Here is a 23,628-nt window from a genome sequence, read left to right as displayed (position 1 = left end):
ACGTACGGGACGAAGGAGCTCCAGTTGCCGCCGGTGTCGTGGATCCTCGTGTTGTCGGGCTCCGCGTCCAGCGGAAGGTGCAGGAAGCCTGCCAGACGGGCGAGGGCGTCCCGGACGCCGGGCTCGCGACGGCCGCCGTCGCCGCCGCGCGGGCGGCCGGGGACCCGGTGCTGACCAGCTCCGCGCTGTGCGCGGCGGGCACCGCGGCGCTGTGCGCCGGGCGGCTGCGGGAGGCGAACCGGATCACCCGGGAGCGGCTGCGCCTGCTGGCGTCCATGGACCGCGACGACCCGTACTGCGCGCCGGAGGTCTGCAACACCTACGGACGCGCCTGCATCTACGCGATCATGGCCGGGGACCTGCGCGGCGGGATGGCCGCGGCGCGGGCCGGCATGGAGGACGACCTCCTGCGCGACACGCACATCACCGCGGGCCGCCTGGTCCAGCCGCTCGCGCTGACCGGCCGCTTCCGCGACGCGATCGGGCACGGCGAGCGGATGTGGGACCGGTGGGAGCGGGCCGGGAGGCCGGCGCCGCGCTGGATGCTGGCGTCGGTGTGCGCGACCGCCCTGGCGTGCGGGATGTCCGGGGACCGCGAACGGGCGGCGCTGTGGCGGGCCCGCGTCGCCCGTGCGGCCGACGGCCCGGCGGCGGCGGTGGCGTTCGTGGACGCCCGTCTCGCCCTGCACGACGGCTCGTTCGACGACGCCGAGCCGCTGGTCCACGAGGCGTTCGCCGCCGGGGCGCCGCTGGACCCGTACCTGGCGTACGCGCGGGCGGCGGGCGCGGAACTGGCCGTGGCCGCGGGTCTGCCGGACGCGGCGGAACTGCTGGCCGAGGCCGATCCGCTCGCCGAGGAGAACAGGTGGGCGGCGGCGTGCCTGGCCCGCGCCCGCGGCCGTCTGGCGGGCGACGCCGACGGCCTCGCCCGGGCGGCCGAAAGCTGGGACGCCCTCGGCGCCGAAGCGGAACGGGACTGCACGCGAGAGCTCCTGGCGCGGCCATGACGCGGCCAAGGAAGCTCCCCGGCCCGGCGATCGAGGCCAGGATCTGACCGCCTTGGTTCCTACCGTGGTCTCGCAGCCGAAGAGACACGACCGAAGGCGGGAACCATGAACGTTGACAACACGCGCGCCGTCACCGGGGAGCGCGCGGACCTGCTGGCGGCGCTCGCCAAGGCCCGGCACTTCCTGCGGTTCACCACGCGGGACCTCACGGACGAGCAGGCCGGGCAGCGGTCCACGGCGAGCGAGCTGTGCCTCGGCGGCCTCGTCAAGCACGTCACGTCGTGCGAGCGGGGCTGGGTGGACTTCATCCTCGAAGGCGCCGCCGCGATGGGCGACTTCACCCAGATGACCGAGGAGGACTGGAAGCGCCGCGCCGACGAGTTCAGGATGCTCCCCGGCGAGACGCTGGCCGGCGTGCTTGCCGCCTACGAGGAGGTGGCCCGCCGGACCGACGAGCTGATCCCCACACTGCCCGACCTGGACCTCCAGCGGGAACTGCCCAAGGCTCCGTGGAACACCGAGACGCACTGGTCGATCCGCCGGGTGCTCCTGCACATCACGAACGAGACGGCCCAGCACGCGGGCCACGCCGACATCATCCGGGAATCGCTGGACGGCGCCAAGAGCATGGGCTGAGCCCGGTCAGCGGGCGGCCGGCTCCTCTTCGCGCGGCTTCTTCTCACGGCGCCCGCGCAGGGAGCCGGCCTTGGCCCGCTCCTCCGGGTGGTGGTGGACGCGGACCAGGCTGGCGCCGGTGGTGAACAGCAGGATCACCAGGATCACGCCGAGGGAGAGCGTCGTCGGGATCTCGGGGACGGACGTGGAGACGTCCTGGTGCAGGAACTCCAGGATCAGCTTGCAGCCGATGAACGCGAGGATCACCGACAGGCCGATCGACAGGTAGACGAGGCGTTCGAGCAGGCCCTCGATCAGGAAGTAGAGGGCGCGCAGCCCCAGCAGGGCGAACGCGTTGGCGGTGAAGACGATGAACGGGTCGTCGGTGACGCCGAACACGGCCGGGATGGAGTCCAGGGCGAACAGCAGGTCCGTGCTCCCGATGGCGACGAAGACGAGCAGCAGCGGCGTCATCACGCGCTGCCCGTCCTCGTGGGCGAGCATCCGCCCGCCGTGGAAGTCCTGGCTCACCGGCAGGATCCTGCGCGCGCGGCGGACGAGGAAGGTGTCCTCCACGTCGGGTTCCTCGTCGCGGTGCCGGATGAGCTGGACCGCCGTCCAGATCAGGACCAGCCCGAAGATCAGGAACGTGAAGGAGAACAGGTTGATCGCGGCGGCGCCGACCGCGATCAGGATCGCCCGCAGGACCAGCGCCGCGGCGATGCCGAACAGCAGCGTCTTCTGCTGGTACTCGGCGGGCACCGAGAACTTGGCCATGATGATCACGAAGACGAAGAGGTTGTCGACCGACAGGCTCTTCTCCACGATCCAGCCGGAGAAGTACTCGGTGCCGGCCGCCGACCCGGCGAGCGCCCACACCGCGCCGCCGAACAGGACCGCGACGGCGATGTAAAAGACCGACCAGAACGTCGCCTCCCGGATGTGCACCACGTGCGGCCGCCGGACGGCGACGAGCAGGTCGAACACGAAGAGCGCGATGATCAGTGCGATCGTCGCGCCCCAGGCCCAGGCGGGGATGTCGGCCATCCGGCGGCTCCAGTTTCGGGGGCGGGTCGGCAGTCCTATATCCGTTATCGGGCCGTTCTACCGTCGCGGCCTCACGCCCCGGCCGTGAGATCCGGCTCCGGCGCGGGGCGAAAGCACTCAGGCGGGTCTGAGTATCCGCGCCGATGCCGCCGGAGCGGCCGGGGGGCGATGCTCCGGTCATGGACTCCTCTCGCTGGCGCCCGCCCGCTCTCGCGGCCAAGGCCGCCCTGGCCGCGCTGCTGGCGCTCGCCGTCGCCTTCCCCGAGTGGGACCGGTTCGCGGACAAGGCGATGGGCGTGCGGGTGGCCGCCTACCCCGCCGCCGTCATGATCGTCACCCTGGTCTGGGCGCTGCGCGGGCGGGGGCGGCCCTTCCCCTGGGACGTCGACCTCCTCGTCACCGCACCGTTCGTGGTGGACATCGCCGGGAACGCCGCCGACCTCTACGACACGGTCGGCTGGTTCGACGACGCCTGCCACTTCGGGAACTGGGCCCTGCTGAGCGCCGCCGCCGGTGTCGCGCTGCGCCGCTGGGCGCGCCTCGACGCCTGGACGCTGGCCCTGACGTGCACCGGCCTGGGCGCCGTCGCGGCCATCCTGTGGGAGTTCTTCGAGTACGGCGTCTTCATCCTCGACACCCCCGAGACCGTCACGATCTACCGCGACACCATCGGCGACCTCATGCTCGGCCTCACCGGCTCCACCGCCGCCGGCCTCGCGCTCGCCCTGCGGAGCGCACGGCGGCCTCGCCTCCGGGCGGCCGGCCCGGAGAGCGCGAGCCCCGGCGCCCGCCCCGTGCCGGCGGACGTCCGCCTCGTCTCAGTACACGAGGGCCTGGACGTCGGGAAGGGTGATCTCCTCGACGAAGGTCGGGGCGCCGGCGATGCGGACGCCGGGCAGGACGTCGTCCGGGCCGATGCCGCGGCGGGCGGCGCACTGGGTGCAGAGCGTGACGCGGCCCGCGGCGAGGACGACGCCGAGAAGGTCGTCCAGGGAAGTGGCGTGGGGCAGTGAGAACTCGGCGGCCCGCCCCGGCAGCGCGAACCACGCCGACTCCCCGGTCAGCCACAGGGAGACCGGGACCCCGCTCGCCGCGGCGGCCGCCGCGACCGTGAACGCCTGGTTGCAGCGCTCGGGGGCGTCCGCGCCAGCCGTCACCTTGATGACCAGTGGTCTTGCCATGGGGGGCACTCTAGCCCGGTGTTCCGCGTAGCATCCTGCGTTGTGGCCGGGTTGGTGAACGCGGGGATCCTCGTCGTCGTGCTGGGGCTGATGGCGGTCGCCGCCGTCCTCCTCGTGATCAAGCTGGGCCGGCTCAGGTAGCCCGGGCGCGTCAGCCGGAGAAGAGGTGGTCGACGGCGACCACGGCGGCGCAGGCGAGGAAGAGGGCCGCGCCTCCGCCGTACCCGATGCCCGTGAACATCACGGCGCGGCGCCGGTACTCGCGGCGCGTCCGCGTGCTGATGGCGTACTGGCCGGTCTCCCGGTCCTTGCCCACGGAGCCGCCGGTCGCGGTGCCGAGGACGTAGAGCGGCTGGTCGGCCGGCAGGATCCACTCCTGGTACCGGTACTCCGCGACCTCCCCGTCCACGCCGGGGAGCTCCCCGCTGGCGGGGCGGCGCTCGTCCATCGTCTGGACGGCGCCGTCGACGGCCGCGGTGGCGGGATCGATGAGAACGTGCCCCGACCCGTCCCGCAGGGGGAAGGGCGTCTTCGACTTCTCGTCGATGAAGACCCGCTTGCCCGTCTTCGCGTGGGCCGTCGCCTTCGTCCTGTACCAGGCGCAGGGACGGCCGGAGAACGGGGCGGGCTGGACGGCGAGGGCCGTCCCGCTGACCTGGCACGGGACGCCGTCGTGGAGCGCGGCGACGCCGGCGCAGTCCGTCTGGACGGCGCGGTGCAGGTTGCGGAGCCGGAGCCGCCAGACCCAGCCCGCGGCCAGCAGGCCCGCGGCGATGACCAGCGGAACCAGCATGCTCGCGGTGAGGAGCGACACGCTCCCATGATCGGGGCGCCGCCCGGCTTAGGACAGGGACGCCGGTCCCGGACCGGAGGGGACGGAGCGCGGGGACGCGGACGGCCGCGGCGGGCCGCGGACGCCGCTACGCTCGGTGCCCATGGACGTTGAGCTGCACCCGGACCTTGAGCCGCTGAAGTTCCTCCTCGGCACCTGGGAAGGCGCCGGCGTGGGCGGCTATCCCACGATCGAGTCGTTCAACTTCGGCCAGGAGATCTCGTTCACGCACGTCGGGAAGCCCTTCCTGATCTACGCGAGCCGGACCTGGAAGATCGAGGAGGACGGCGCGCTCGGGCGTCCGCTGGGCATGGAGACCGGGTACTGGCGCCCGCGCCCCGACCACCAGGTCGAGGTGACGCTGGCCCACCCGACGGGCATCGTCGAGATCTACGTGGGGAACGTGGCGTTCAACCGGGTGGAGCTGCACACGGACGTCGTCGCGCGGACGGAGTCGGCCAAGGAGGTCACCGGCGGCCACCGCCTCTACGGGCTGATCGGCGAGGACCTCGGCTGGGCGTACGACATGGCGGCGATGGGCCACCAGCTCCAGTCGCACCTGTCGGCCCAGCTGAAGAAGGTCTCCTGAGCGCCGGAGGGGGCGGGCTCCGGGGGTGAGCGCCCCGAGAGGCGGCCGGCCTCCGGAAATGAACGATCCCCGGACCTTCCCGCCGGGTGGCGGGCGATGGACAGGACGGGTCCATCGGTCCGGGGACCGGGTAACTGCCTGGTATTCGCCGGTCACCGTCGCGACCGACTACCTCTGCCCGTGGGCGGAGGATCCGAGGCGGAACGGCGACTAGCGGACAGCCACCTCGCGAGTCCTACAAGCAACCATTGGTTAGGACCACCTCCTTTCGCGCGTATCCCGAACGTATGCGACGCCCCCGCGGAGAGGCAAGCGGGTTTTCCGAGGGCTGAAACAGGACGTCCGGACCGGAGCCGGGCAGATCGCGAAGCGATACCGCGTTCGCCCAGGCCCGGTCACGTGGCGAGCCGCAAGGCGAGCGAAGTGGGCCGGGACTTCGAAAGCACAGCCTAGACTCGGTGCATGGTCGAGTCGTGGCAGGAGGAGCTGCGGGCGAAGGGGTACCGGGTGACCCCGCAGCGGCAGCTGGTGCTCGAAGCGGTCACCGACCTGGAGCACGCGACCCCCGAGGAGATCTGCACCGAGGTGCAGCGCACCGCGCGCGGTGTGAACATCTCCACCGTGTACCGGACGCTCGAACTCCTGGAGGAGCTCGGGCTCGTCAAGCACGCCCATCTCGGGCACGGCCCGCCGAACTACCACCTCGCCGCCGAGGCCGAGCACATCCACCTCGTCTGCCGGGGCTGCCACACCGTGGAGGACGTCGACCCGCGCGCGGCGGCCGGCCTGGCCGAGGTCCTGGCGCGCGACTTCGGCTTCGAGACCGACGTCCACCACCTGACCGTGTACGGGCGCTGCAAGGACTGCCGCGAGGGCTAGCCGAGGCGGGGCGGCCGGGGCGGCATGATCCGCCGGTCCGCGGCATAGTCTGGACGGCATGGAGAGCCCTCTGCTGCAGTCGCCCGGAGCCGTCGCCGCCGACGCGCCCGACCAGGAGGTCGCCGCGCACTACGGGGACCCCGCGCGCGAGCAACGCGCCCTGGAGGAGGGGACGGCGTTCGTCGACCGGAGCAACCGGGGCGTCGTCCGCGTCTCGGGGCCGGACCGGCTGAGCTGGCTGCACAGCCTGCTGAGCCAGCACCTGGACGGGCTGAAGCCGTCCGAGCCGACCGAGGCGCTGCTGCTCAGCCCGAACGGGCACATCGAGCACCACCTGTTCCTCGTCGACGACGGCGAGGCCGTGTGGGCCCACGTCGAGCCGGGGACGGCCCCGGCGCTGGTGGAGTTCCTCGACCGGATGCGGTTCATGCTGCGCGTCGAGGTCGCGGACGTGTCGGACGAGTTCATGGTGGTCACGGGGCCGGGCGGCCCCGGCGACGGCCGTCCCGCCTGGCCGGACGTCGCGGGGACGACGACGCGGATCGTCGCGCGGGGCGAGTTCCCGGCCGACCTCAGGCCGGCGGGGATGTGGGCGTACGAGGCGCTGCGCATCGCCGAGCACCGGCCCCGGTTCGGCCTCGACACCGACCACCGGACGATCCCGCACGAGGCCGGGTACGTGGAGACGGCCGTCCACCTGAACAAGGGCTGCTACCGGGGGCAGGAGACCGTCGCGCGCGTCCACAACCTCGGGCGCCCTCCGCGCCGCCTGGTGTTCCTGCACCTGGACGGCAGCGTCGACCGGTTGCCCGCGCACGGCGACCCGGTGGAGGTCCCCGGGGGCCGGACGGTCGGGTTCGTCGGGTCGGCGGCCCGGCACCACGAGCTGGGGCCGGTCGCGCTGGCGCTGGTCAAGCGGAACGTCCCGGTGGACGCCGAGCTGCTCGCGGGCGGCGTCGCGGCGGCGCAGGAGGTCGTCGTGTCGCCGGAGACGGGCGCGAACGCGCAGATCGCTCTGCGCCGCCGGCCCGCGAAACACGGGTAGCAGCCCGCCCCTGGGGCGAATATCGTCTGATAAGACGATTTCTGACCGCTCGGCGCCCGGGGAAGGTGGATTCCTACCGATGGTCCCGAACCTGGGGAAAGGGGAGCCGCCCGCGGCGCGGAGGGGAGGGACCCGGCGCCGCCCGCGCCGGGAGTCCGCTCTGGCGTGGTGGACCCTGTTCGCGGCGATCGCCGGGATCGCGTGGTGGCAGCGGTCCTGGCGCCTCGCGCTGCTCGGCCTGCTGGCCTGGTGCCTGTACGAGTTCGTCCTCGTCCCCACCCTGTGCCGGGTCCTGACGCCGAAGGGCGCGGCCTGCACCGAGCGCACCCGGGGGCGGCTCTTCGCCTGCGGCCCGGCCCACCAGCGGCTCCGCAACGACGCGCTGTGGCGGCTCGCCGGGCTCCGCAACCCGTTCGAGCACGGCCCCGTCGGGGACGAGAGCGACACCGGGACCGTGGTGGTGTCCTCGGACGTGCGAGGCCGCCTCGTCCCGCAGGACCGCGCCCTCATCCTCCTCGCCGCAGGCGGGACCGTCGCGGCGCTCGTCGGCATGGTCTACGGGTTCCGCTGACCCGCGCGCCCGGCCGGCGGCGCGGTCAGACGTCCAGGATCAGCGTGATCGGCCCGTCGTTGACCAGCGCGACCTTCATGTCCGCGCCGAACTCCCCGGTCTCGACCTTCGCGCCCAGCTCGCGCAGCTCCCGGACCACCGCGTCCACCAGGGGCTCGGCGACGGGGCCGGGCGCGGCGGCCGTCCAGGACGGGCGGCGGCCCTTCCGCGCGTCCCCGTAGAGAGTGAATTGGCTCACGACGAGCAGCGGCGCGTTCACGTCGGAACACGACTTCTCGCCCTCCAGGATCCGAAGCCCCCACAGCTTGGACGCCAGTCTGCGGGCCTTTTCCGGGCCGTCGTCGTGCGTCACGCCGACCAGGACCAGCAGTCCCGGCCCCTCGATCGCGCCGACGACGCGCCCGTCCACGGACACGCTGGCCTGGCTCACCCTCTGGACTACAGCACGCATGACCATGCATTCTGCCGCCATGGGAGCAACGACGCTCATCACGGTGGCGCCCACGGGCGCGGAGTCCGCCAAGGCGGATGTCCCGGCCCTGCCCGTCACCCTGGATGAACTGGTCCGGACGGCCAAGGAGTGCGAGGCGGCCGGCGCGGCCGTGATCCACGTGCACATCCGCGACGACGACGCGCGGCCCACGCTCGACCCGTCCCGGCTGCGGGACACGGTGACGGCGCTGCGGGAGAGCACGGGCCTGATCGTCCAGTTGTCCACGGGCGGCGCGGTCACCGATCCCTACGAGGACCGGCTGCGCGTCCTCGACGCCGGACCCGACATGTGCTCGCTCACCTGCGGGACGGTCAACTTCGGCGACGACGTGTTCATGAACCCCTGGTCGTTCATGGTGGAGCTGTACAAGCGCACCCAGGAACTGGAGGTCGTCCCCGAGTTCGAGCTGTTCGACCTCGGGCACATCACGGCGCTGCACCGCCTCCTGGACAAGCACGGGCTCCCTTACGGCGGGCACGTCCACTGCGACCTGGTGATGGGCGTCCCGGGCGGCATGCCGGGAGACGCCCGCACCTTGGTGGCCGCCGTCGAGGCCCTCCCGGAGGGCGCCACGTGGTCGGCCACCGGCATCGGCCGGACGTCCCTCCCGGTCATGTTCGCGGCCCTGTCGGCGGGCGGCCACCTGCGGGTCGGCATGGAGGACACAGTCACCTTCGCCAAGGGCCGCCCGGTCACGGCGAACGCCGAGCTGGTGGAGCGCGCGGCCCAGGCGGCCCGCCTGGCCCAGCGCCCCCCGATGGCGCCCGCCGAAGCCCGCGCGCTCCTCGCCACCAAGCCCCGCTGAACCCGGGCGGCGGGTCAAGCCGGGATGGGGCAACCTGGCCGTTTTCGTGGTGCCGGGTGCCGCTTTCATGGGGTCCGCCGGGTACGTGACCTTCGAGGTCACCGTTCCGGGGTGGGAGAGCGCCGGAGGCGGGCGCCGGTGTCGTGGTGATGGAGGAGTGCGGTGGACGTCAATCCTGTGCTGGTCGAGGTGGAGCGCTCCGGGTTCGTGGAGTCCCGGCATCGGGGGGCGGCGATCGGGCTGGCCGCCGACGGGGGCGTCGCGTTCCGGGCGGGGGAGACCGGAGCGCCGATCTTCCCCCGGTCGGCGAACAAGCCGATGCAGGCGGTCGCGATGCTGCGCGCCGGCCTCGAACTCGGCGGCGAGCTGCTCGCGCTCGCGGCCGGCAGCCACTCCGGCGAGGACTTCCACGTCGAGGGCGTGGAGAAGGTCCTCGCGGGCGCCGGGCTGGGAGCCGCCGACCTGCGCTGCCCCGAGAGCTGGCCGCTCGACCCCGCGACGCAGCAGGAGGTCGCCCGGACGGGCGGGGGCGCCTCCCGGCTGCGCATGAACTGCTCCGGGAAGCACGCCGCGATGCTCGCCACGTGCGTCACGACGGGCTGGCCCGCCGACTCCTACCTCGACCCCGACCACCCGTTGCAGCAGGCCGTCCGGGAGGTCGTCGAAGAGCTGGCCGGCGAGCCCGCCACGGCGGTCGGCGTGGACGGGTGCGGGGCGCCGCTGTTCGCCGTGTCCATCGCGGGCGTCGCGCGGGCGTTCCGGGCGCTCGTCCTCGCCGAGCCGGGCACGCACGAGCGGCGCGTCGCCGACGCCATGCGGACGCACCCGCAGTGGACGTCCGGGACCCGGCGCGAGGAGCGGCAGCTGATGAACGCCGTCCCCGGGCTGCTCGTCAAGTGCGGCGCGGAGGGCGTGGACGCCTTCGCGTTCGCCGACGGGCGCGCCGGCGTCGTCAAGATCGACGACGGGGCGATGCGGGCGCGGACGCCCGTGACCGTCGCGCTGCTGCGCGCCCTCGGCGTCCACGACGGCGCCGACCGGGTCGCCCTGGACGAGCTGGCGACCGTCGAGGTGCGCGGCGGGGACCGGGTCGTCGGCGCCATCCGCCCGGCGCCGGGCGTCTTCGACCGGGCGGTCTAGCGCGGTGTTCCCCAGTCCCGGCCCCCTTCGAGGCAGGCTCTGGCGCTCCTCCGGCGGCAGCCGGGCCACCATCGTCTCGATCAGGGCGCCAGTGTCGTAGGACGCGGTGATGGCGGGGGCGGTGAAGCCGTCCAGGAGCAGCCGCCCGGGCATGCCGGCCCCGCGTCGGTTCAGGGGGAGACGACGGCGGTGAGGTCGGCGAGCACTTCGGAGGCGGTCACCGCGTCCAGTTCGGCGAAGGTGTGAGGTGCGCCCTCGGACGCGCCGCGGGAGAAGTAATCGGGGGCGGGGTCGGCGCCGACCCAGACCGCTTCGAGGGTCTGATCGCCGGACGCGCTGACGGAGCCCGCGTACAGTCCCGTGGCCAGTGTGACGACGACGTAGCGGTCGGCGCCGGCCGGGCGGACGAGGCACGAGATCCCGCCGTCGGAGTCCACGGGGCCGCGATACCAGCCGCGCCGCTCCAGCCGGAGCACGTTGCCGAACGGCACCGTCACCCCCTCGAACCGGGCCAGCCGGGCCGCCGCCCTCTCCTCACCGGTGAGCGCGTGCACCTCCCGTCCGAGCTGCGGGAACGGCTGCATGATCTCGTAGTCGGCGAACAGCTGGGCCCAGGCCGGCAGCGCCTCCGCGAGGTGCAGCGGGTGCGCGATGGCGATGACGGCGTCGTCGGGCACCGTGACGGCGTCGTCGCCGACGTCGGAGAGGGTGCGGTCTTCCGCGAGCCGGAACGCCGTCACGGTGTCGCCGTGCTCGGCGATCCACACCAGGCGCCGCGCGATGTGCCACACCAGGGGATGTCCGGCGAAGAACTCGCGGAACTCCGGCAGCGGCCACCGGCGCCCCGTCGTCATCGCCCGTTCGAGGCGCTGGAGCTGGAGCCCGGCCAGGGCGCGGACGTCCTTCTTCAGGTCGGTGAAGCGCCGGTAGGCGGCGGGCGCCAGGGCGGCGTCATCGCGCTGTCCCGGTTTGGGCAGGGACGACCGGTGCTTACCGGCCTCGTCGATGACGTAGGGCCTGAGCGCCTCGTCGAATCCGACGGTGAACCGGCGCGGGCCGTAATCGAGGACGAGGGTGCCGTGGACGTCCAGGCCCAGGTCGGGGATGAGGCGGTCGCCGAGCTGCTCGGTGGTGAGGCCGCGCGCGGCGGCGATCTCCCCGACCTTCTCCTGCGCCCGCAGTTTCAGCGCCTTGAACTTCACCTTCTGGGAGATGGCGTGGATCTCGCGCAGTGCGAGGTCGGACCCGATCGCGGCGAGCACGTCGAGTCCGCGCACCGCGTGGTGGTGGCCGCCCTCGCCCGGCCACGCCCGGACCGCCGGGACGAGTTCGCGGACGGTCGTGTCGTCCCCGAGCCAGGCCAGCGCGGCGAACTGCCAGGCGTCCCGGGGTTCGGCGCCGTTCTCACGCCAGTGCCGGAACAGCGCCCAGCCGAAGCGGGACAGCGAACTCTCGTCACACGCGTCCAGGACGCTTCCGAGGTCGGGATCGGGTTCGGCGGGCGTGGACATCGCCAGGAGCGTGAGCAGGTTCCGGACGGCGGGCACGGGCAGCGCGCGCTCCCGGTTCCGCAGCAGGACCTGCGGCAGCACCTCGGCGTTCACCGCCAGGTCGGCGGGCGGCTTCCTGCGGGGACGCGGCGCCTCGTCCGCCTCCGCGTCCAGGGCGGTCCTGATCGGCTCGACGGCCCGCTCGTCGTGCTCGCGCGCGAAGTCGAGGACGGCGTCCGGACCTTCCTGTGCGGCGACGAGGCGCAGGGCGTGCTCGGCGGCCTTGCGCGCCCTGCCGGCGCGGCCGACCGCGACCGGCACGAGGTAGGGGAGCGCGGCCCGTCCGTGCCGGGTGAACCATTCGGTCGCGGCCCCGCGTGCCGCCGTGCTCCGCTGGAGCCAGTCGGCCATCGCGTTCGCGACATCGCCGTCGAGGAAGGGCAGCAGCAGTTCGGCGCCGTTCGCGGGCCGGGCCCGCGCGTAGCCGAGCGCGACCGGGAGGGCGTCGAGCCCGTACCGCGCGATGATGACGCGGAGCCACGTGTCCGGGTCGTAGGGGTTCCCTTTCCTGCCCAGCCCGCGCTCGTGGCGCCAGTCGGCCTGCCACTCGGCCAGGACGGGGCGGACGAGGTCTTCGGGACCGGCCGCCAGGACCGCGCCCTGCCAGTAGAGCATCCGGCCCAGATCGGTCGTGGGGGACCGGGCCTCCTCGACCCGCCGCACCCAGGTCTCGGTGCGCTCGGCCGGAACCGGGACCCGCCCGAACGAGTGGTGGTTCGCGTCGACGATCGTGACGATCTCGCTGTTCAGCCAGGCGTCGCGCTCGCCCGGCGCCCACGCCATCGCCCGCTCCCGCGAGACGGGCACGCCTTTGACGACGACCGGCTTGGGCTTCGGCTCCGTCCGCTCCCACCGCGGGGCGGCCAGCGCGCGGGGCAGCTCGTCCGCCGCCGCGTCCGGAGCCCGGTCGTCGGCCGCCGTCAGTTCCTCCACGACCGCGCGGCTCCCCGCGGGCAGGTCCGGGAGGGTCTGCCGCACCAGTTCCGCATTAGCCCGCAGGTGGTCGGTCAGCAGGGCGCGTGCCGTGGCGTCCCCCGCCGCCGAGGCGGCCGCCAGTACGCGGATCGCGCGGACCGGGAACCGGCGCATGGTGTCTCGGAGCGCCGCCATCATGTGAAGGTTGCCCGCGCGCTCCAGCATCTGCCGGAACGCCTCGTCGCCGGGCAGCCGGCTCAGGACGTCCAGCAGGCCCTTGCGGCGCGGCGCGCTGTCGTGGAACAGGTCGAAGGCCTCGGCCATGAACGGGGCGATCGCAGGACCCACGCCGTCCGCCAGAGTGATGAGGTTCTCGACGTAGTAGCAGTCGGAGACGGAGATATGGGCTCCGGCGCCGAGAATTTCGAGATGCTCGGCCGAGCCCAGGGAACGGAGCAGCAGCTCCCGCGGCACCGAATGCGCAGGCGCCGCGCAGCATTCGGCCACCCAGTCGAGTTCGGTCGGGACGAGGTAGGCGGCGACCATCCGCCGTGCGGGCGTCGTGCGCAGCCCGTCGATGAGCGAGACGACGCGCCGGTACTCGGCGTCGCCGGTCTGCGCGATGAACGCGCGCAGGCGTTTGAGCGCTTCCTCCTGCCGCGACGGGTCCAGGTATGTTTTCTCGGCGCCGTGGACGGCCACGATCGCCGCCGCTTCCAGCGCGCTTCCCCTGCAGTCCAGGTGTTCGCGCACCACGGCGGTCAGCGCCGGGTCGGCCTCGGTGCGGCCGAGGACTTTCTCGATGGCGCCCGCGTACGGTGCGAGCAGTTCGTCCTCGTGGACGTCGGCCGACGCGAGTTTCGGTCCCGGATGCCCGCCGCGCCGCGGATGCAGATGCCGCATCCAGGACCTCGGCATTTCGAGGGTGTCTTCGTCCGGAGGCGCGGCGCTCGACTTGATCATGCCGGGAGCGTAGTGAGGCCCGCCGACACCCGGGGGCGGATTGCCGGACGCGGGCTAGCGGTTCTCGGTGCTCTTGGACGCCCTGAGGGTCTCGAACTCCTCCTTGAAGATCGTCTGCTCGTAGAGGACGCCCTCGGGCCAGGGCTTCTTCGGTTCCCGCCCGGGCTGGGGGTTGTCCTTGCGGAACTCCTCGGGCTGGCCCTCCTTGGCCGGCGGGTAGCTGTGCGAGAACATCCCCGGGGCGTAGGTGTAGTAGCCGCCCTGCTCCATGCCGCGCTGGTTCAGCTGGTTGTTCCGGCGCGAGCAGTGCAGCTTCCTGGACGAGGCGGCCCGGGTCGCGTACAGCCACGTCAGCAGGGCGCCGACGATCGCGAACGGAATGATCCAGACGAAGTAGCGGGCTCCCGTGGGGGCCGTGTTCGCCAGTACGGGGCCGGCGACGATCGTGGTGAGCAAGGCGACCACCTCCCGAGGCGCGGATCGGCCCACGCCAGGTCAGTTAGGGATGTGTCCGCTGGAACCGGTGTTAACCACGTCGGGCGCCGGGGAGGCGGGGGCGCCCACGGTGCGGAGCCGCCCGGCGGGCAGGCCCGGGACGGCCAGGGCGGCGCAGACGGCCAGCACGCCCAGCATCGGAACGGTCCATCCGCCGGTGGCGTCGTGCAGCGCGCCCAGGGCGAGCGGGCCGAGCGCCGCGATGACGTAGCCGACGCCCTGCGCCATCCCCGACAGCTGGACCGCGACGTGGGCGTCGTGGGCGCGGAGCCCGATGAACGACAGCGCGGTCGCGAAACCGAGGCCCTGGCCGAGGCCGAGGACCACCGACCAGCCCCACACCGAGGCGATCGGCGCCCAGGTCACCCCGAAGAAGCCCAGCGCGGTCAGCGCGACCGTGGCGATCACCAGGGGGCGCTGGTCGCGGGTCCGCCGGGCCAGCACCGGGACGGCCAGCGACCCGACCGCCTGGACCGCCGCCACCAGCGCCAGCACGGAGCCGGCGGCCGTCTCGTCCATCCCGCGGTCCTGGCAGAGCGTCGGCAGCCAGCCGATCACCACGTAGGCCAGCAGCGACTGCAGGCCCATGAACACCGTGACGTGCCAGGCCAGGCCCGACCGCCACACCAGCGCGGCGACGCCGGCCGGGGGCGCCGCGGGCGGCGCGGAGCGGGCCGCGCGCGCCGCCCGCCGCGCCCTCGGCAGCCACAGCAGCCCGGCGAGCGCGGCGGGGATCGCGAGCAGGCCGAGCGGCAGCCGCCACGACGCGCCGAACAGGTCCTCCACCGGCACGGCGAGCCCGGACGACAGGGCCGCGCCGGCCGTCACCGCGACCGTGTAGACCGCCGTGACCGTGGTGATCCGGGACGGGTGGTCCCGCTTGATGATGGCCGGCACCGCGATGTTGCCGATGCTGATCGCGATCCCCGCGACCAGGGAGCCGGCGAACAGCGCGGCCACGCCGCCCGGCAGCCGCAGCAGGAGCCCGGCGACGAGCAGCGCCATCGCGCACACCAGCAGCGTCTCGCTGCGCGGCGGGCGCCGCAGGAAGGCGGCGACGAGCCCGTAGGAGCCGAAGAACGCCAGCGGCAGCGTGGTGAGCGCGCCCGCCGCCGTCCCCGACAGCCGGAAGGCGTCGCTGATCTCGGTCAGCAGCGGCCCGACCGCCGCGATCGCCGGACGCAGGTTGACCGCCAGCAGGACGATCATCAGCAGGGCGCCGGCCAGCCCGGCGCGCCGCCCGGTCACGCGTCCTCCCCGGGCGCGTCGCCGAGCAGGGACTGCAGGACGGCGAGGGTCGGTTCCACGACGGCGGCGGCGGCGGACGCGGCCGCCTCCGGGTCGCCCGCCGCGATGGCGTCCAGCACGGCGCGGTGCCGGGCCGGACCCGCCTCGGGCACCTCGCGGTCCATCCGGATCGCGCGCATCGACTCGTGCAGCCGGTCGATGAAGAACCGCATCGCCTCGATCAGCACCGGGTTGCGGGACGCCTCCGCGACGCCGAGGTGGAAGCGCGCGTCGGCGGCGCCGAACGCGTCCGGCTCGGTGGCCTCGTCGCGGGCGCGGAGCAGCTCCTCCAGCCGCGCCAGGTCGGCGCCGGTGCGGCGGCGCGCCGCCAGCCGGGCCGCCTGGACGTCGTAGGCGAGCTGCACCTCGAACACGTCCCGGGCGGACGCGCGGGACACCCGCCGCAGCAGCGGGCGCGGGTCGGCGGTGCTGCGCACGTACGTCCCGTCGCCGCGGCGCACCTCCAGAACCCCGACGTGCGACAGCGCCCGGATCGCCTCCCGGACGGCCGGACGGCTGACCCCGAGCTGCGCGGCCAGTTCCAGCTCGGCCGGGATCCGCCGGCCGACCGGCCAGGCGCCCCCGCTGACCTGCGCCTGGAGCTGGTCGAGGACGGCGTCCACCGTCGACCCGCCCGGTACGGGACTCAACGCCACGAAAGCCTCCAAAGTAAGATGTCAGACATCTTACGAGGGGCGGGTCCGGCGCGGACCCGCGGTGGCGGCCGGGAGGGGTCGCGGCCGCCACCGCGGGCGTCCACGGCGCCCGCCGGGCGGGGTGCGGGGGCGCCGGATCCGGCGGGCGGCGCGTCCTTCGTTCCGGCCGCTCCGCGTCAGCGGAGCCTGGGAAGGCCGAATCTGCGGCGGCTCCTGGCGGGCGGCTCGGCGCGGACCCTCTCGGCCTCCGCCCGTCCCCGCTCGCGGGCCGCCTCCTCTTCCGCGCGCCCCCGCTCGACATGGGCCATGACCTCGCGGTGGGTCACCGACGGGGCCGGGTCGCGGCGCGTCCGCTGCGACGGGCTGCCCGTGATCACGCCGCCCATGACGGGCCCGCGGTGGGACAGGCCGTCCGCGGAGCTGGGGGGATAGTGGTGGCGTTTGCGTGACGTCGTCAGCACGACCGTCACCCAGGCGATGAGCGCCACGAAGATGACGGCCGGGCCGACGGCCATGAAGTAGGCGTCGCCGAGGCGGTTGGACTGGGCGGCCAAGGGGGCGGCGAGCACGGCGCTGGCGACCATGGGGCGACACCTCCTCGCCCCAGGCTTTACCCGGCGTCCGGCGGTTAACCGCCCGGCGCCGTCACAGCCCGCGCGACTGGGAGATGGAGCCCGACGTGGCCAGCGTGAACGTGCGCATCGACTCGGCGAACTTCGACAGGTCCCATTCCGCCGGGCCCTCGTACCAGTAGAGGTTGTCGGCCCCCTCCGCGCGCTCGCCCGCGTCCTTCACCGTCTCGGCCCACTTCGCCACGAGGTCGAACACCACCGCGTAGGGCAGGAACCGGGAGAACAGCGCGATCCGCTGGCGCGCCGCCATGGAGCCGTCGTCGGGGAGGGCGCCGCGCTCCAGGAACGCGCGGAAACCGATCGTGTGCGCGAGGACGGTGGCGCCGCGCGAGGTCTTCGCCGGCATGTACTGGCCGCCATAGGCCAGCGCCGCGCCCGCGATGATCAGCGCGAGCCCGGCCAGCGCCCACTCGGTGGTGAGCGCCAGCGCGACCGTCCCGGCGATGCCGAGCACCGTCACGAGGATGCCCGCGACCGTCCACCGGGACCGGACGGTGTCGGGCCGCCGCGCGAACCAGCCCTGCTTCACCACGTCGTCGTACATCGCGGACCTGACCTGCGTCAGCTTCGTCGCGAACGTCCCGCCGAGCTCCGACAGCCGGACGGCGTCGCGGGCCGACCCGTCCGGCGCCGTCAGCAGCGCGTCCAGCAGGATCCGCTCGTAGGGGAGCAGGTCGGCCTGTGGGCGTTCGAGGCGGCGCAGCGTCCAGTCGAGGCGGCCGGTGACGGCCCGGTCCTCCTCCTCGATCAGCAGGTAGCCGCGCACGGCGAGGTCGACGATCGTCGCGGTCACGTCGATCACGTCGGCCTGCTCGTCGATCAGCGTGCCGATCTGGCCGGGCCGCACCCCGTTCGGCGGCTCGAACTCCGTCCCGGCCACCGGCACCTGGTCGCCCTCGGCGGCCCGCTTGCCGACGGTCCGCGCGTCCCGGCCGCGCAGCAGGTACAGGGCGAGGACGCCGCCCACGAGCAGCACCAGCAGGCCGGCGAGCGCGGCGCCGGTCACGGCGTTGACGGAGAACGCGGTCGCGACCGTGTGGCGGCGCTCGTAGATCGCGCGCCCGCCCGTCGTCCCGGCGGGCAGGCCCGCGACGACCGTCAGGTACTCGCCGGGCAGCATGCCCTGCTGGGCGAAGACGCCCTGGGTGTGCGTGTGGTTCGTGTAGTACTGCGTGCAGCCGATCGTGCTGCCGATCGGCCCGGTGAAGCAGTTGACGTTGCGGATCATCGCGCCGCCCTCGACGACCGCCTTGGCCTCGTCGAGGGGCACCTTCCAGCCGCCGACCACCGGCCAGCGCAGCTCCTCCGCCGCGCCCATCCGGGTGATCGCGCCGCGCACGTCGTACTCCAGGACGACCGTGTGGTCGCCGGTGAGCTTCCGGTCGCCCGCCACCTTGACCGTCGTGTTCAGGCCCGAGGCGGACGCGGTGGCCCTCGTGGGCCCGCCGTCCGGGCTGGCGGCCCGCAGGTTCTCGATCCGGTGGACGCGGTCCTCGGTGACGCTCTCGTGCGTCCTGGTCGGGTACGTCCGCTGGAAGCCGTCGTGCCCGGCGAACCGGTAGACGATCGTCTCCTTCACCCTGACCGTGCCGCCCTGGACCGCGGTGAGGACGACGTCGTCCTTGAGCACCCGCTCGGCCGCGGGACCGGACGCCGCCGCACCGGCCGCGGACGGCTCGCCGGCCTCGGCCGCCGTCGCGGAAGTGCAGGTCAGCAGGGGGGCGGCCAGGGCCGCCGAGACCACCAGGACCGCCGGACGCGACCGGAACATCGCCGCAAGAGCAGACATGGCCGCAAATGGTATCGGGAATGCGTGCGATGATTCTGCGCTATGGCAGGTCACTACCCCCCGCCGCCCCCTCCGCCGCGGCCTCCCGGACCGCCCTACGGCCGCCCGCCGTACGGTGGGCCGCCGCAGGGGAGTCCGCCGTACGGCGGGCCGGGGTATGGCGGTCCGGGCTACGGGTCTCCTGCCTACGGGCCTCCGCAGTACCGGTACGCCCCGATGCGCCCGCCGCCGCGCCGCAGCGCGGGCGGGACGATCGCGGGCATCTTCGGCGGGCTCACGTCCCTGGTGGTCCTGGCGATCCTGGGGATCTCGCTGTTCGGCGGCGGCCGGGACGCCGCCGGCGGCACCGGGACGCCCACCACCACGGCCGGCGGCCCCTCGACCCCGCGGGAGAAGGCGACCAACAGCAAGCTCTACAGGACCGGCCCGCTCACGCCGGTGAGCTGCCGCCTGCCGCAGATCCAGCCGTCCGCCGAGTCCATGCGCGGGTTCATGGACACCCTGAGCGACTGCCTCGACGCGACGTGGACCAAGCAGTTCACCAAGGCCGGCATCGCGTTCGACAGGCCCGACCGGGTGTTCTGGGTCGAGCCGGGGCGCAGCCCGTGCGGCTCCTACCCGGCGCCCGGCGCGTCCGCGTTCTACTGCCCGGCCAACAACACGATGTACGTGGGGCTCCGGCACGTCGTGGAGACGTCCGGCGGCGAGCCGCTGTCCCACTACGCCGTCTACGCCCGCGTGATCGCGCACGAGTACGGGCACCACGTCCAGGACCGGGCCGGGATCCTGCTCTACGGCGACGGCCAGATGGAGTCCGGCGACACCGCCACCCGCACGGAGGCGAGCCGCCGCATCGAGCTCCAGGCCCAGTGCTTCGCGGGCGCGTTCCTCGGCAGCGAGCGCACCACCCTCCCGATGACCCGCGAGCAGTACACGGCCATGGTCAACGACGTGCTGGCCAGGGGCGACGACCGCCAGCCGCCGGAGAAGCGCGACCACGGCTCGGGCCGCCACTACGCGGGCTGGGTGGTCGCCGGCTTCAACGGGCGCGACCTGACCGTCTGCAACACCTGGATCGCGCCCCCGTCCAAGGTGAGCTGACCCCGCCGTCCGTGGGGGACGGCGGGGCATGACGGTTCCCGCGCACGGTCAGCCGGTGAAGGGCCAGGGGCCGAAGCGGCCCACCGCGATGAAGAGCGCGATCGCGAGGTAGACCAGGTTCAACGCCACGAACCTGCCTTCGCCGCGCCGGCCGTGCGTGACCATCGCGCCGACCATCAGCAGCACCCAGCAGGCGGCCGTCACCGGCACCATGACCGGCGCGACGCCGACCACGGCGGGCAGGACCAGGCCCGCGGCGGCGAGGAGTTCCAGACCGCCGAGCGCCTTCACGAAGCCGTCGCCGGCGCTCCCGGTCCACTGCCCGCCGGGGGCCTCGGCGAGCTTGGCGGTGGGGACGAGGACCTTGGTGAAACCACCGGTGAGCGCCACCGCGGTCAACAGCCCCGCCGCGATCCACAGCGCCGTGTTCATGAGCTTCCTCCTTGGTGGGACGAGTGGTTCGTCCCCAAGACACCGGCGCCGCGACCCGTGTGACACCGCCCGCCGTGACCTGCGCCACCTGGCATTTCAGTCATGTGAGCCGTTTCACCACAAAGTGCTAGCTATGGTGCTTGCAATAGCAAGCACCATGACGGAGAGTGGAGACATGGCGAGTTCGAAGGTCGGCTCCATCGGGGAGTACATCCGGGAGCAGCGGACGCGGGCGAAGATCTCGCTGCGCCAGCTGGCGGACGTGTCCGGGATCTCCAACCCGTACCTGAGCCAGATCGAACGCGGCCTGCGCAAGCCGAGCGCCGAGATCCTGCAGCAGATCGCCAAGGGGCTGCGGATCTCCGCCGAGGCGCTGTACGTGCAGGCCGGAATCCTGGAGGACCGCGAGGCCGACACCGACGTGCAGGCCGCCGTGCGGGCCGACCTCGTCCTGACGGAACGGCAGAAGCAGGTCCTGCTCGACATCTACGCGTCGTTCCTCAAGGAGAACGAAGCCAGCGGCGTCCTCGGCGCCGAGCCCGACGAGCCCGCCGAGACCGCCGTACCGGAAGAGACCGGCCCAGAACAGGCCGGACCACAGCAACAGGGAAAGGAAGAGGTCGGATGACGCTGGCCAGCAACCTCCGTGAGAACAAGGCCGTGTACGCCGTGGCCGGCGCCGGCGACTTCGCGGTGGAGAAGATCCGTGAGGTCCCCGAGCAGGTGACCAGGTACCAGGGCGAGGTCCGCGAGACCGTCGACCGCTACCGCGTGCAGGTCCGCGAGACCGCCGCCCGCTACCGCGGCGAGGTCTCCCGGTACCAGGAGCGCGTGGACGCCAAGGACCTGCCGGGCGCCGCCGTCGCGTACGCCACGCACTTCGGCACCCGCGCCGTCGAGTTCATCGACGAGCTCGCCGAGCGCGGCAAGAAGGTCGTGCACCGCGAGGCCTCCGAGGTCGCCGAGATCGCCGCGACCGACCAGGCCGCGCCGAAGCAGGCGTCCAAGGCCCGCACCGCGCAGCGCCGGACGGCGCAGAGCCGGGCCACCGGGCAGTCCCGCTCCACCACGAAGAAGTAACGGCGCCGAACGACGGAGCCCGGCCGGGAACACCCGGCCGGGCTCCGTCGTCCCTACAGGTGCCTGTTCCATCAGGCCGCCCTGGTGGACGGTGCGCATAGGGTTGCGGTGAAGGAAGACCCGCGTGCGACGAGGAGTCGCCGTCCGAGACGAGCAGGAGCGCTGATCGCCGATGTCGGGCTTCAACGTGCTGGACTACTTCTTCTGGCTGCTGCTGATCATCGCGTTCGCGATGGAGGCGTGGGCGCTGGTCGACTCGCTGACCGTGCCCGTGAACGCCTACGCCGCGGCGAGCAAGCAGAGCAAGAAGCTGTGGATGATCATCCTGATCGTCGCGACGGTGGTCGGCGCCGCCTACGCGGTCGCGCCGGTGGCGCTCGGCGCCAGCCCCATCGCCCTGCTCCTCGGCATCCTCCCGGTCGCCGCGTTCATCGCCGCCGCCGTCTACCTGGCCGACGTCCGCCCGGCCGTCGGCCCGTACAAGAAGAACGGCGGCCGCGGCGGCTCCCGCCAGGGCCCCTACGGCCCCTGGTAGCAGGATCGACGACCTGGGCGTGTCACGCGGGCGGGTGTTTCTGGGCGTGGTGCCAGGCGTAGGTGAAGCGGTCGGGGAGCGGTCGCCAGATGAAGGGGTTCCGGGGGTCCTCCGCGTCCGCCGCGGCCTTCAGGTCGGCCTTCCACGTCTCCTGGGGCGGCGGGCCCTGGGTGTAGGGACCCGGGAGGAAGATCTTGCGTCCGTCGCCCCGGTACTCGTGCCGGGCCACCAGGTCGCGGGCCACCAGGGGCTCGGCGGCCTTGCGGAGGCGGGCTGGGGTCCAGTTGTTCCACTTCCGCACGTTGCGGTCCGTCGGTGCGGTCAGGGTGAGCAACTGGAGGTAGAGCGCGGCGGAGTCCGGCGGGACGTCCAGGCGCCCGGCCGCCTCCTCCACCAAGGACGGCGCCGACGCCGACGGATCGGCCTCGTACGCGCCCTCCGGCAGAGCCCCGGACCGGATGCGGCGCGCCATGGCCTCGGCGCCCTTCCCCCGCAGCAGGCGGACGCGTTCGAAGGCGTGCCTGCTGTCGCGGGACGCGTCCACCACTTCGGCGAGGCGCTCGGTCCGGTCGTCCACGCCGTAGAGGGCGGGGCGGAAGAACAGGCTCGCGAGCCGCCGGTGCTCGATGAGTGAGGCGACCGTGAGGCCGTCGTCGACGTAGTCGACGGTGAGTTCGCTCGGGCCGCTGTAGGGGGTGGTCCCGAACCTGCCGGTGATCGCGTCCAGCCCCTCCGACCCGGTGTCGAAGAGGCAGGCCGGCAGCAGCAGGCCGGGGTGGGCCAGCCGCTGGAGCAGCAGGTCGTAGGCCGCGGAAGCGCCCTCCCGGACCGGGTCGCCGGCGGGCAGCTCGTCGTAGGACCAGCGCAGCCCGAGCAGGACGGCTTCGATCAGGTTCCGGAGTTGGAGCGTCTCCGCGGCGGGAACGCACTTCTGGTGCCTGTACTTGGGGGTGTCGTCGGACTCCAGCCAGGTGTCCAGGTCCTTGGTGAGCAGCGGGACGGCGCCGGGATCGATCAGCCATTCGCACAGCTGGGCGCCGGTGACGTTCGGGGCCACCGTCTCGGCCGCCTGGACGGTGGCGGGCGGTGCGACCGGCTTCGCGCCGAACCGCTGCCGCCACGCCTGGGAGAGGCGCAGCGCGACCTCGCCGAGGCCACCGGGCTCCCACAGCTCTTCCGGGTCCTGAGGGAGGACGTCGGCGAGGAGTTCGAGCCGGTCCTCGTCGGTGTGCCCTTCCAGGTCGCGGAACCAGGCGTCTTCGAGGTCGCGGAACGTCACCTTGAGGGTCTTGCGCGCCTGGGGTGACAGCTTGCCGGCCTTGGCGTTGGGGTGGCCGAGGAACCCGCACAGCGCCACGCTCGCGGTGGTGCGCGACAAGCCGGTCTTCCCGGCCAGCAGGTCCACGGCCTTGCGGTCCCAGGGCACCGGGCCCTTGGCGCGGACCAGGGCGACCAGGCGGGTGAGCTGATCGGCGGTCCCCCATCCCAGGGGCGCGTCGGCGACTTCCACGACGTCGCCGAGGGCGGGCGGGGCGCCCTCGTCGAACGCGCGGTCGAGGAAGGCCAGTTCCGGATTCTTCCGGGCGACCCATTCCGGGTCGGCGCCCCCGATCGTCACGGCCGCCCCGTGCTCGTCCCGCGCGGCGGTGACGCTCGCGGCCACGCGTCCCCTGCGCAGCCGGACGGCGGGGTCGGCCATGGGCGTGCGCGACCAGAGCTCCAGCAGGGCCAGCAGGGTCTCCCGATGGGGATCGGCGGTGACGGGCGAGACCGCCCGCAGCGCGGCGGCCCCGATCCGTCCGGCCAGCGGCCCCCACGGGCAGACATCGGACGTCTGCCCGGCCACGGCCGTCGCGGGGTCCACCGCTCCGGCCAGGAACCGGCCGACCATGTCGATGTGGGCGAGCGTGCTCCTGGACGGCCCGCCGAAGCCGGATCTCGTCACGAGTTGGCTCAGCGCGGCCTCCGTGCCGCGTTCATGCTCGGAAA

24 protein-coding genes and 1 pseudogene are annotated in these 23,628 nt (G+C 73.5%); 13 read left to right on the top strand and 12 right to left on the bottom strand.

What is annotated here, in order from left to right; all coding sequences use genetic code 11:
• Both ABWI04_RS03765 and ABWI04_RS03760 read left to right on the top strand, forming a co-directional pair.
• Window positions 1–1,007 (top strand): hypothetical protein (locus tag ABWI04_RS03765; RefSeq protein WP_353831416.1); only part of this gene is annotated, 1,007 nt, incomplete at its 5' end.
• 105 nt (window positions 1,008–1,112) lie between these two features.
• Window positions 1,113–1,643 carry a DinB family protein gene (locus ABWI04_RS03760; protein ID WP_345172890.1) on the top strand — a complete coding sequence of 177 codons (531 nt, stop codon included), beginning with the start codon at window positions 1,113–1,115 and terminating at the stop codon, window positions 1,641–1,643.
• A 6-nt stretch (window positions 1,644–1,649) separates the two neighbouring features.
• On the opposite strand, the gene ABWI04_RS03755 is transcribed toward ABWI04_RS03760, so the two are convergent.
• Window positions 1,650–2,669, bottom strand: coding sequence for a TerC family protein (locus ABWI04_RS03755; RefSeq protein ID WP_345172892.1), 1,020 nt, complete (start codon window positions 2,667–2,669; stop codon window positions 1,650–1,652).
• A gap of 143 nt (window positions 2,670–2,812) precedes the next feature.
• On the opposite strand from ABWI04_RS03755, the pseudogene ABWI04_RS42790 reads away from it, so the two are divergent.
• Window positions 2,813–3,388: pseudogene (locus ABWI04_RS42790) on the top strand (DUF2238 domain-containing protein); the annotation flags it as partial.
• Between the two features lie 99 nt (window positions 3,389–3,487).
• On the opposite strand, the gene ABWI04_RS03750 reads toward ABWI04_RS42790, so the two are convergent.
• Window positions 3,488–3,850, bottom strand: a complete 363-nt coding sequence (locus ABWI04_RS03750) for a DsrE family protein (RefSeq protein ID WP_345172894.1) — start codon at window positions 3,848–3,850, stop codon at window positions 3,488–3,490.
• Window positions 3,851–4,001: 151 nt separating this feature from the next.
• Window positions 4,002–4,664, bottom strand: a complete 663-nt coding sequence (locus ABWI04_RS03745) for a GIDE domain-containing protein (protein WP_345172896.1) — start codon at window positions 4,662–4,664, stop codon at window positions 4,002–4,004.
• Window positions 4,665–4,785: 121 nt separating this feature from the next.
• Here ABWI04_RS03745 and ABWI04_RS03740 point away from each other — a divergent pair, with 121 nt between their 5' ends.
• The 4 genes from ABWI04_RS03740 to ABWI04_RS03725 all read left to right on the top strand — a co-directional run bounded on the left by ABWI04_RS03740 (window position 4,786) and on the right by ABWI04_RS03725 (window position 7,766).
• Window positions 4,786–5,271 carry a heme-binding beta-barrel domain-containing protein gene (locus tag ABWI04_RS03740; protein ID WP_345172898.1) on the top strand — a complete coding sequence of 162 codons (486 nt, stop codon included), beginning with the start codon at window positions 4,786–4,788 and terminating at the stop codon, window positions 5,269–5,271.
• Between the two features lie 462 nt (window positions 5,272–5,733).
• A complete protein-coding gene (locus ABWI04_RS03735; RefSeq protein ID WP_345172900.1) occupies window positions 5,734–6,150 on the top strand; it encodes a Fur family transcriptional regulator in 417 nt (138 codons plus the stop codon).
• A 58-nt stretch (window positions 6,151–6,208) separates the two neighbouring features.
• Complete coding sequence (gene ygfZ / locus ABWI04_RS03730; protein WP_353831415.1) at window positions 6,209–7,195, top strand: CAF17-like 4Fe-4S cluster assembly/insertion protein YgfZ; 987 nt, start codon at window positions 6,209–6,211, stop codon at window positions 7,193–7,195.
• A 79-nt stretch (window positions 7,196–7,274) separates the two neighbouring features.
• Window positions 7,275–7,766, top strand: a complete 492-nt coding sequence (locus ABWI04_RS03725) for a hypothetical protein (RefSeq protein ID WP_345172904.1) — start codon at window positions 7,275–7,277, stop codon at window positions 7,764–7,766.
• A gap of 25 nt (window positions 7,767–7,791) precedes the next feature.
• On the opposite strand, the gene dtd is transcribed toward ABWI04_RS03725, so the two are convergent.
• On the bottom strand, window positions 7,792–8,217 hold the full coding sequence (gene dtd / locus ABWI04_RS03720; protein ID WP_353831414.1) for a D-aminoacyl-tRNA deacylase: 426 nt from the start codon (window positions 8,215–8,217) through the stop codon (window positions 7,792–7,794).
• A gap of 19 nt (window positions 8,218–8,236) precedes the next feature.
• On the opposite strand from dtd, the gene ABWI04_RS03715 reads away from it, so the two are divergent.
• Together ABWI04_RS03715 and ABWI04_RS03710 are read left to right on the top strand one after the other, a co-directional pair.
• On the top strand, window positions 8,237–9,064 hold the full coding sequence (locus tag ABWI04_RS03715) for a beta-keto acid cleavage family enzyme (protein ID WP_353831413.1): 828 nt from the start codon (window positions 8,237–8,239) through the stop codon (window positions 9,062–9,064).
• 162 nt (window positions 9,065–9,226) lie between these two features.
• Window positions 9,227–10,204, top strand: coding sequence for an asparaginase (locus ABWI04_RS03710; RefSeq protein WP_345172908.1), 978 nt, complete (start codon window positions 9,227–9,229; stop codon window positions 10,202–10,204).
• A gap of 170 nt (window positions 10,205–10,374) precedes the next feature.
• Here the strand turns inward: ABWI04_RS03710 and ABWI04_RS03705 are convergent, their stop codons facing one another.
• The 6 genes from ABWI04_RS03705 to ABWI04_RS03680 form a co-directional block, all read right to left on the bottom strand.
• A complete protein-coding gene (locus ABWI04_RS03705; protein ID WP_353831412.1) occupies window positions 10,375–13,632 on the bottom strand; it encodes a DUF4132 domain-containing protein in 3,258 nt (1,085 codons plus the stop codon).
• Between the two features lie 54 nt (window positions 13,633–13,686).
• Window positions 13,687–14,088: a hypothetical protein gene (locus ABWI04_RS03700; RefSeq protein ID WP_353831411.1), complete on the bottom strand. Its 402-nt coding sequence runs from the start codon at window positions 14,086–14,088 to the stop codon at window positions 13,687–13,689.
• Between the two features lie 39 nt (window positions 14,089–14,127).
• Window positions 14,128–15,375: a CynX/NimT family MFS transporter gene (locus tag ABWI04_RS03695; protein WP_353831410.1), complete on the bottom strand. Its 1,248-nt coding sequence runs from the start codon at window positions 15,373–15,375 to the stop codon at window positions 14,128–14,130.
• A complete protein-coding gene (locus tag ABWI04_RS03690; RefSeq protein WP_345172916.1) occupies window positions 15,372–16,070 on the bottom strand; it encodes a FadR/GntR family transcriptional regulator in 699 nt (232 codons plus the stop codon). The genes ABWI04_RS03695 and ABWI04_RS03690 overlap by 4 nt, the downstream gene beginning before the upstream one ends.
• A 176-nt stretch (window positions 16,071–16,246) precedes the next feature.
• Window positions 16,247–16,654 carry a hypothetical protein gene (locus tag ABWI04_RS03685; protein ID WP_345172918.1) on the bottom strand — a complete coding sequence of 136 codons (408 nt, stop codon included), beginning with the start codon at window positions 16,652–16,654 and terminating at the stop codon, window positions 16,247–16,249.
• 61 nt (window positions 16,655–16,715) lie between these two features.
• On the bottom strand, window positions 16,716–18,491 hold the full coding sequence (locus tag ABWI04_RS03680; RefSeq protein WP_345172920.1) for a DUF2207 domain-containing protein: 1,776 nt from the start codon (window positions 18,489–18,491) through the stop codon (window positions 16,716–16,718).
• A 216-nt stretch (window positions 18,492–18,707) separates the two neighbouring features.
• Between ABWI04_RS03680 and ABWI04_RS03675 the strand changes: the two genes are divergently transcribed.
• Window positions 18,708–19,592, top strand: a complete 885-nt coding sequence (locus ABWI04_RS03675) for a neutral zinc metallopeptidase (RefSeq protein ID WP_345172922.1) — start codon at window positions 18,708–18,710, stop codon at window positions 19,590–19,592.
• A 48-nt stretch (window positions 19,593–19,640) separates the two neighbouring features.
• Here ABWI04_RS03675 and ABWI04_RS03670 read toward each other — a convergent pair whose 3' ends face one another.
• Complete coding sequence (locus ABWI04_RS03670) at window positions 19,641–20,024, bottom strand: DoxX family protein (RefSeq protein WP_353831409.1); 384 nt, start codon at window positions 20,022–20,024, stop codon at window positions 19,641–19,643.
• Window positions 20,025–20,199: 175 nt separating this feature from the next.
• On the opposite strand from ABWI04_RS03670, the gene ABWI04_RS03665 reads away from it, so the two are divergent.
• The 3 genes from ABWI04_RS03665 to ABWI04_RS03655 all read left to right on the top strand — a co-directional run bounded on the left by ABWI04_RS03665 (window position 20,200) and on the right by ABWI04_RS03655 (window position 21,639).
• Entirely contained in the window at window positions 20,200–20,652 is a 453-nt protein-coding gene (locus ABWI04_RS03665) for a helix-turn-helix domain-containing protein (protein WP_345172926.1), read from the top strand.
• Window positions 20,649–21,104, top strand: coding sequence for a hypothetical protein (locus tag ABWI04_RS03660; protein ID WP_353831408.1), 456 nt, complete (start codon window positions 20,649–20,651; stop codon window positions 21,102–21,104). The genes ABWI04_RS03665 and ABWI04_RS03660 overlap by 4 nt, the downstream gene beginning before the upstream one ends.
• Before the next feature lie 172 nt (window positions 21,105–21,276).
• Window positions 21,277–21,639: a DUF2516 family protein gene (locus ABWI04_RS03655; protein ID WP_221493399.1), complete on the top strand. Its 363-nt coding sequence runs from the start codon at window positions 21,277–21,279 to the stop codon at window positions 21,637–21,639.
• 22 nt (window positions 21,640–21,661) lie between these two features.
• Here the strand turns inward: ABWI04_RS03655 and ABWI04_RS03650 are convergent, their stop codons facing one another.
• Window positions 21,662–23,584 carry a hypothetical protein gene (locus ABWI04_RS03650; protein ID WP_353831407.1) on the bottom strand — a complete coding sequence of 641 codons (1,923 nt, stop codon included), beginning with the start codon at window positions 23,582–23,584 and terminating at the stop codon, window positions 21,662–21,664.
• Window positions 23,585–23,628 lie beyond the last annotated feature (44 nt).

The organism is Actinomadura sp. NPDC000929, from assembly GCF_040492065.1.
In the GTDB taxonomy this organism is placed as follows: domain Bacteria; phylum Actinomycetota; class Actinomycetes; order Streptosporangiales; family Streptosporangiaceae; genus Spirillospora; species Spirillospora verrucosospora.
The sequence above is the reverse complement of the archived record's forward strand: the minus strand, read 5'-3'. Positions and strand labels throughout refer to the sequence as shown.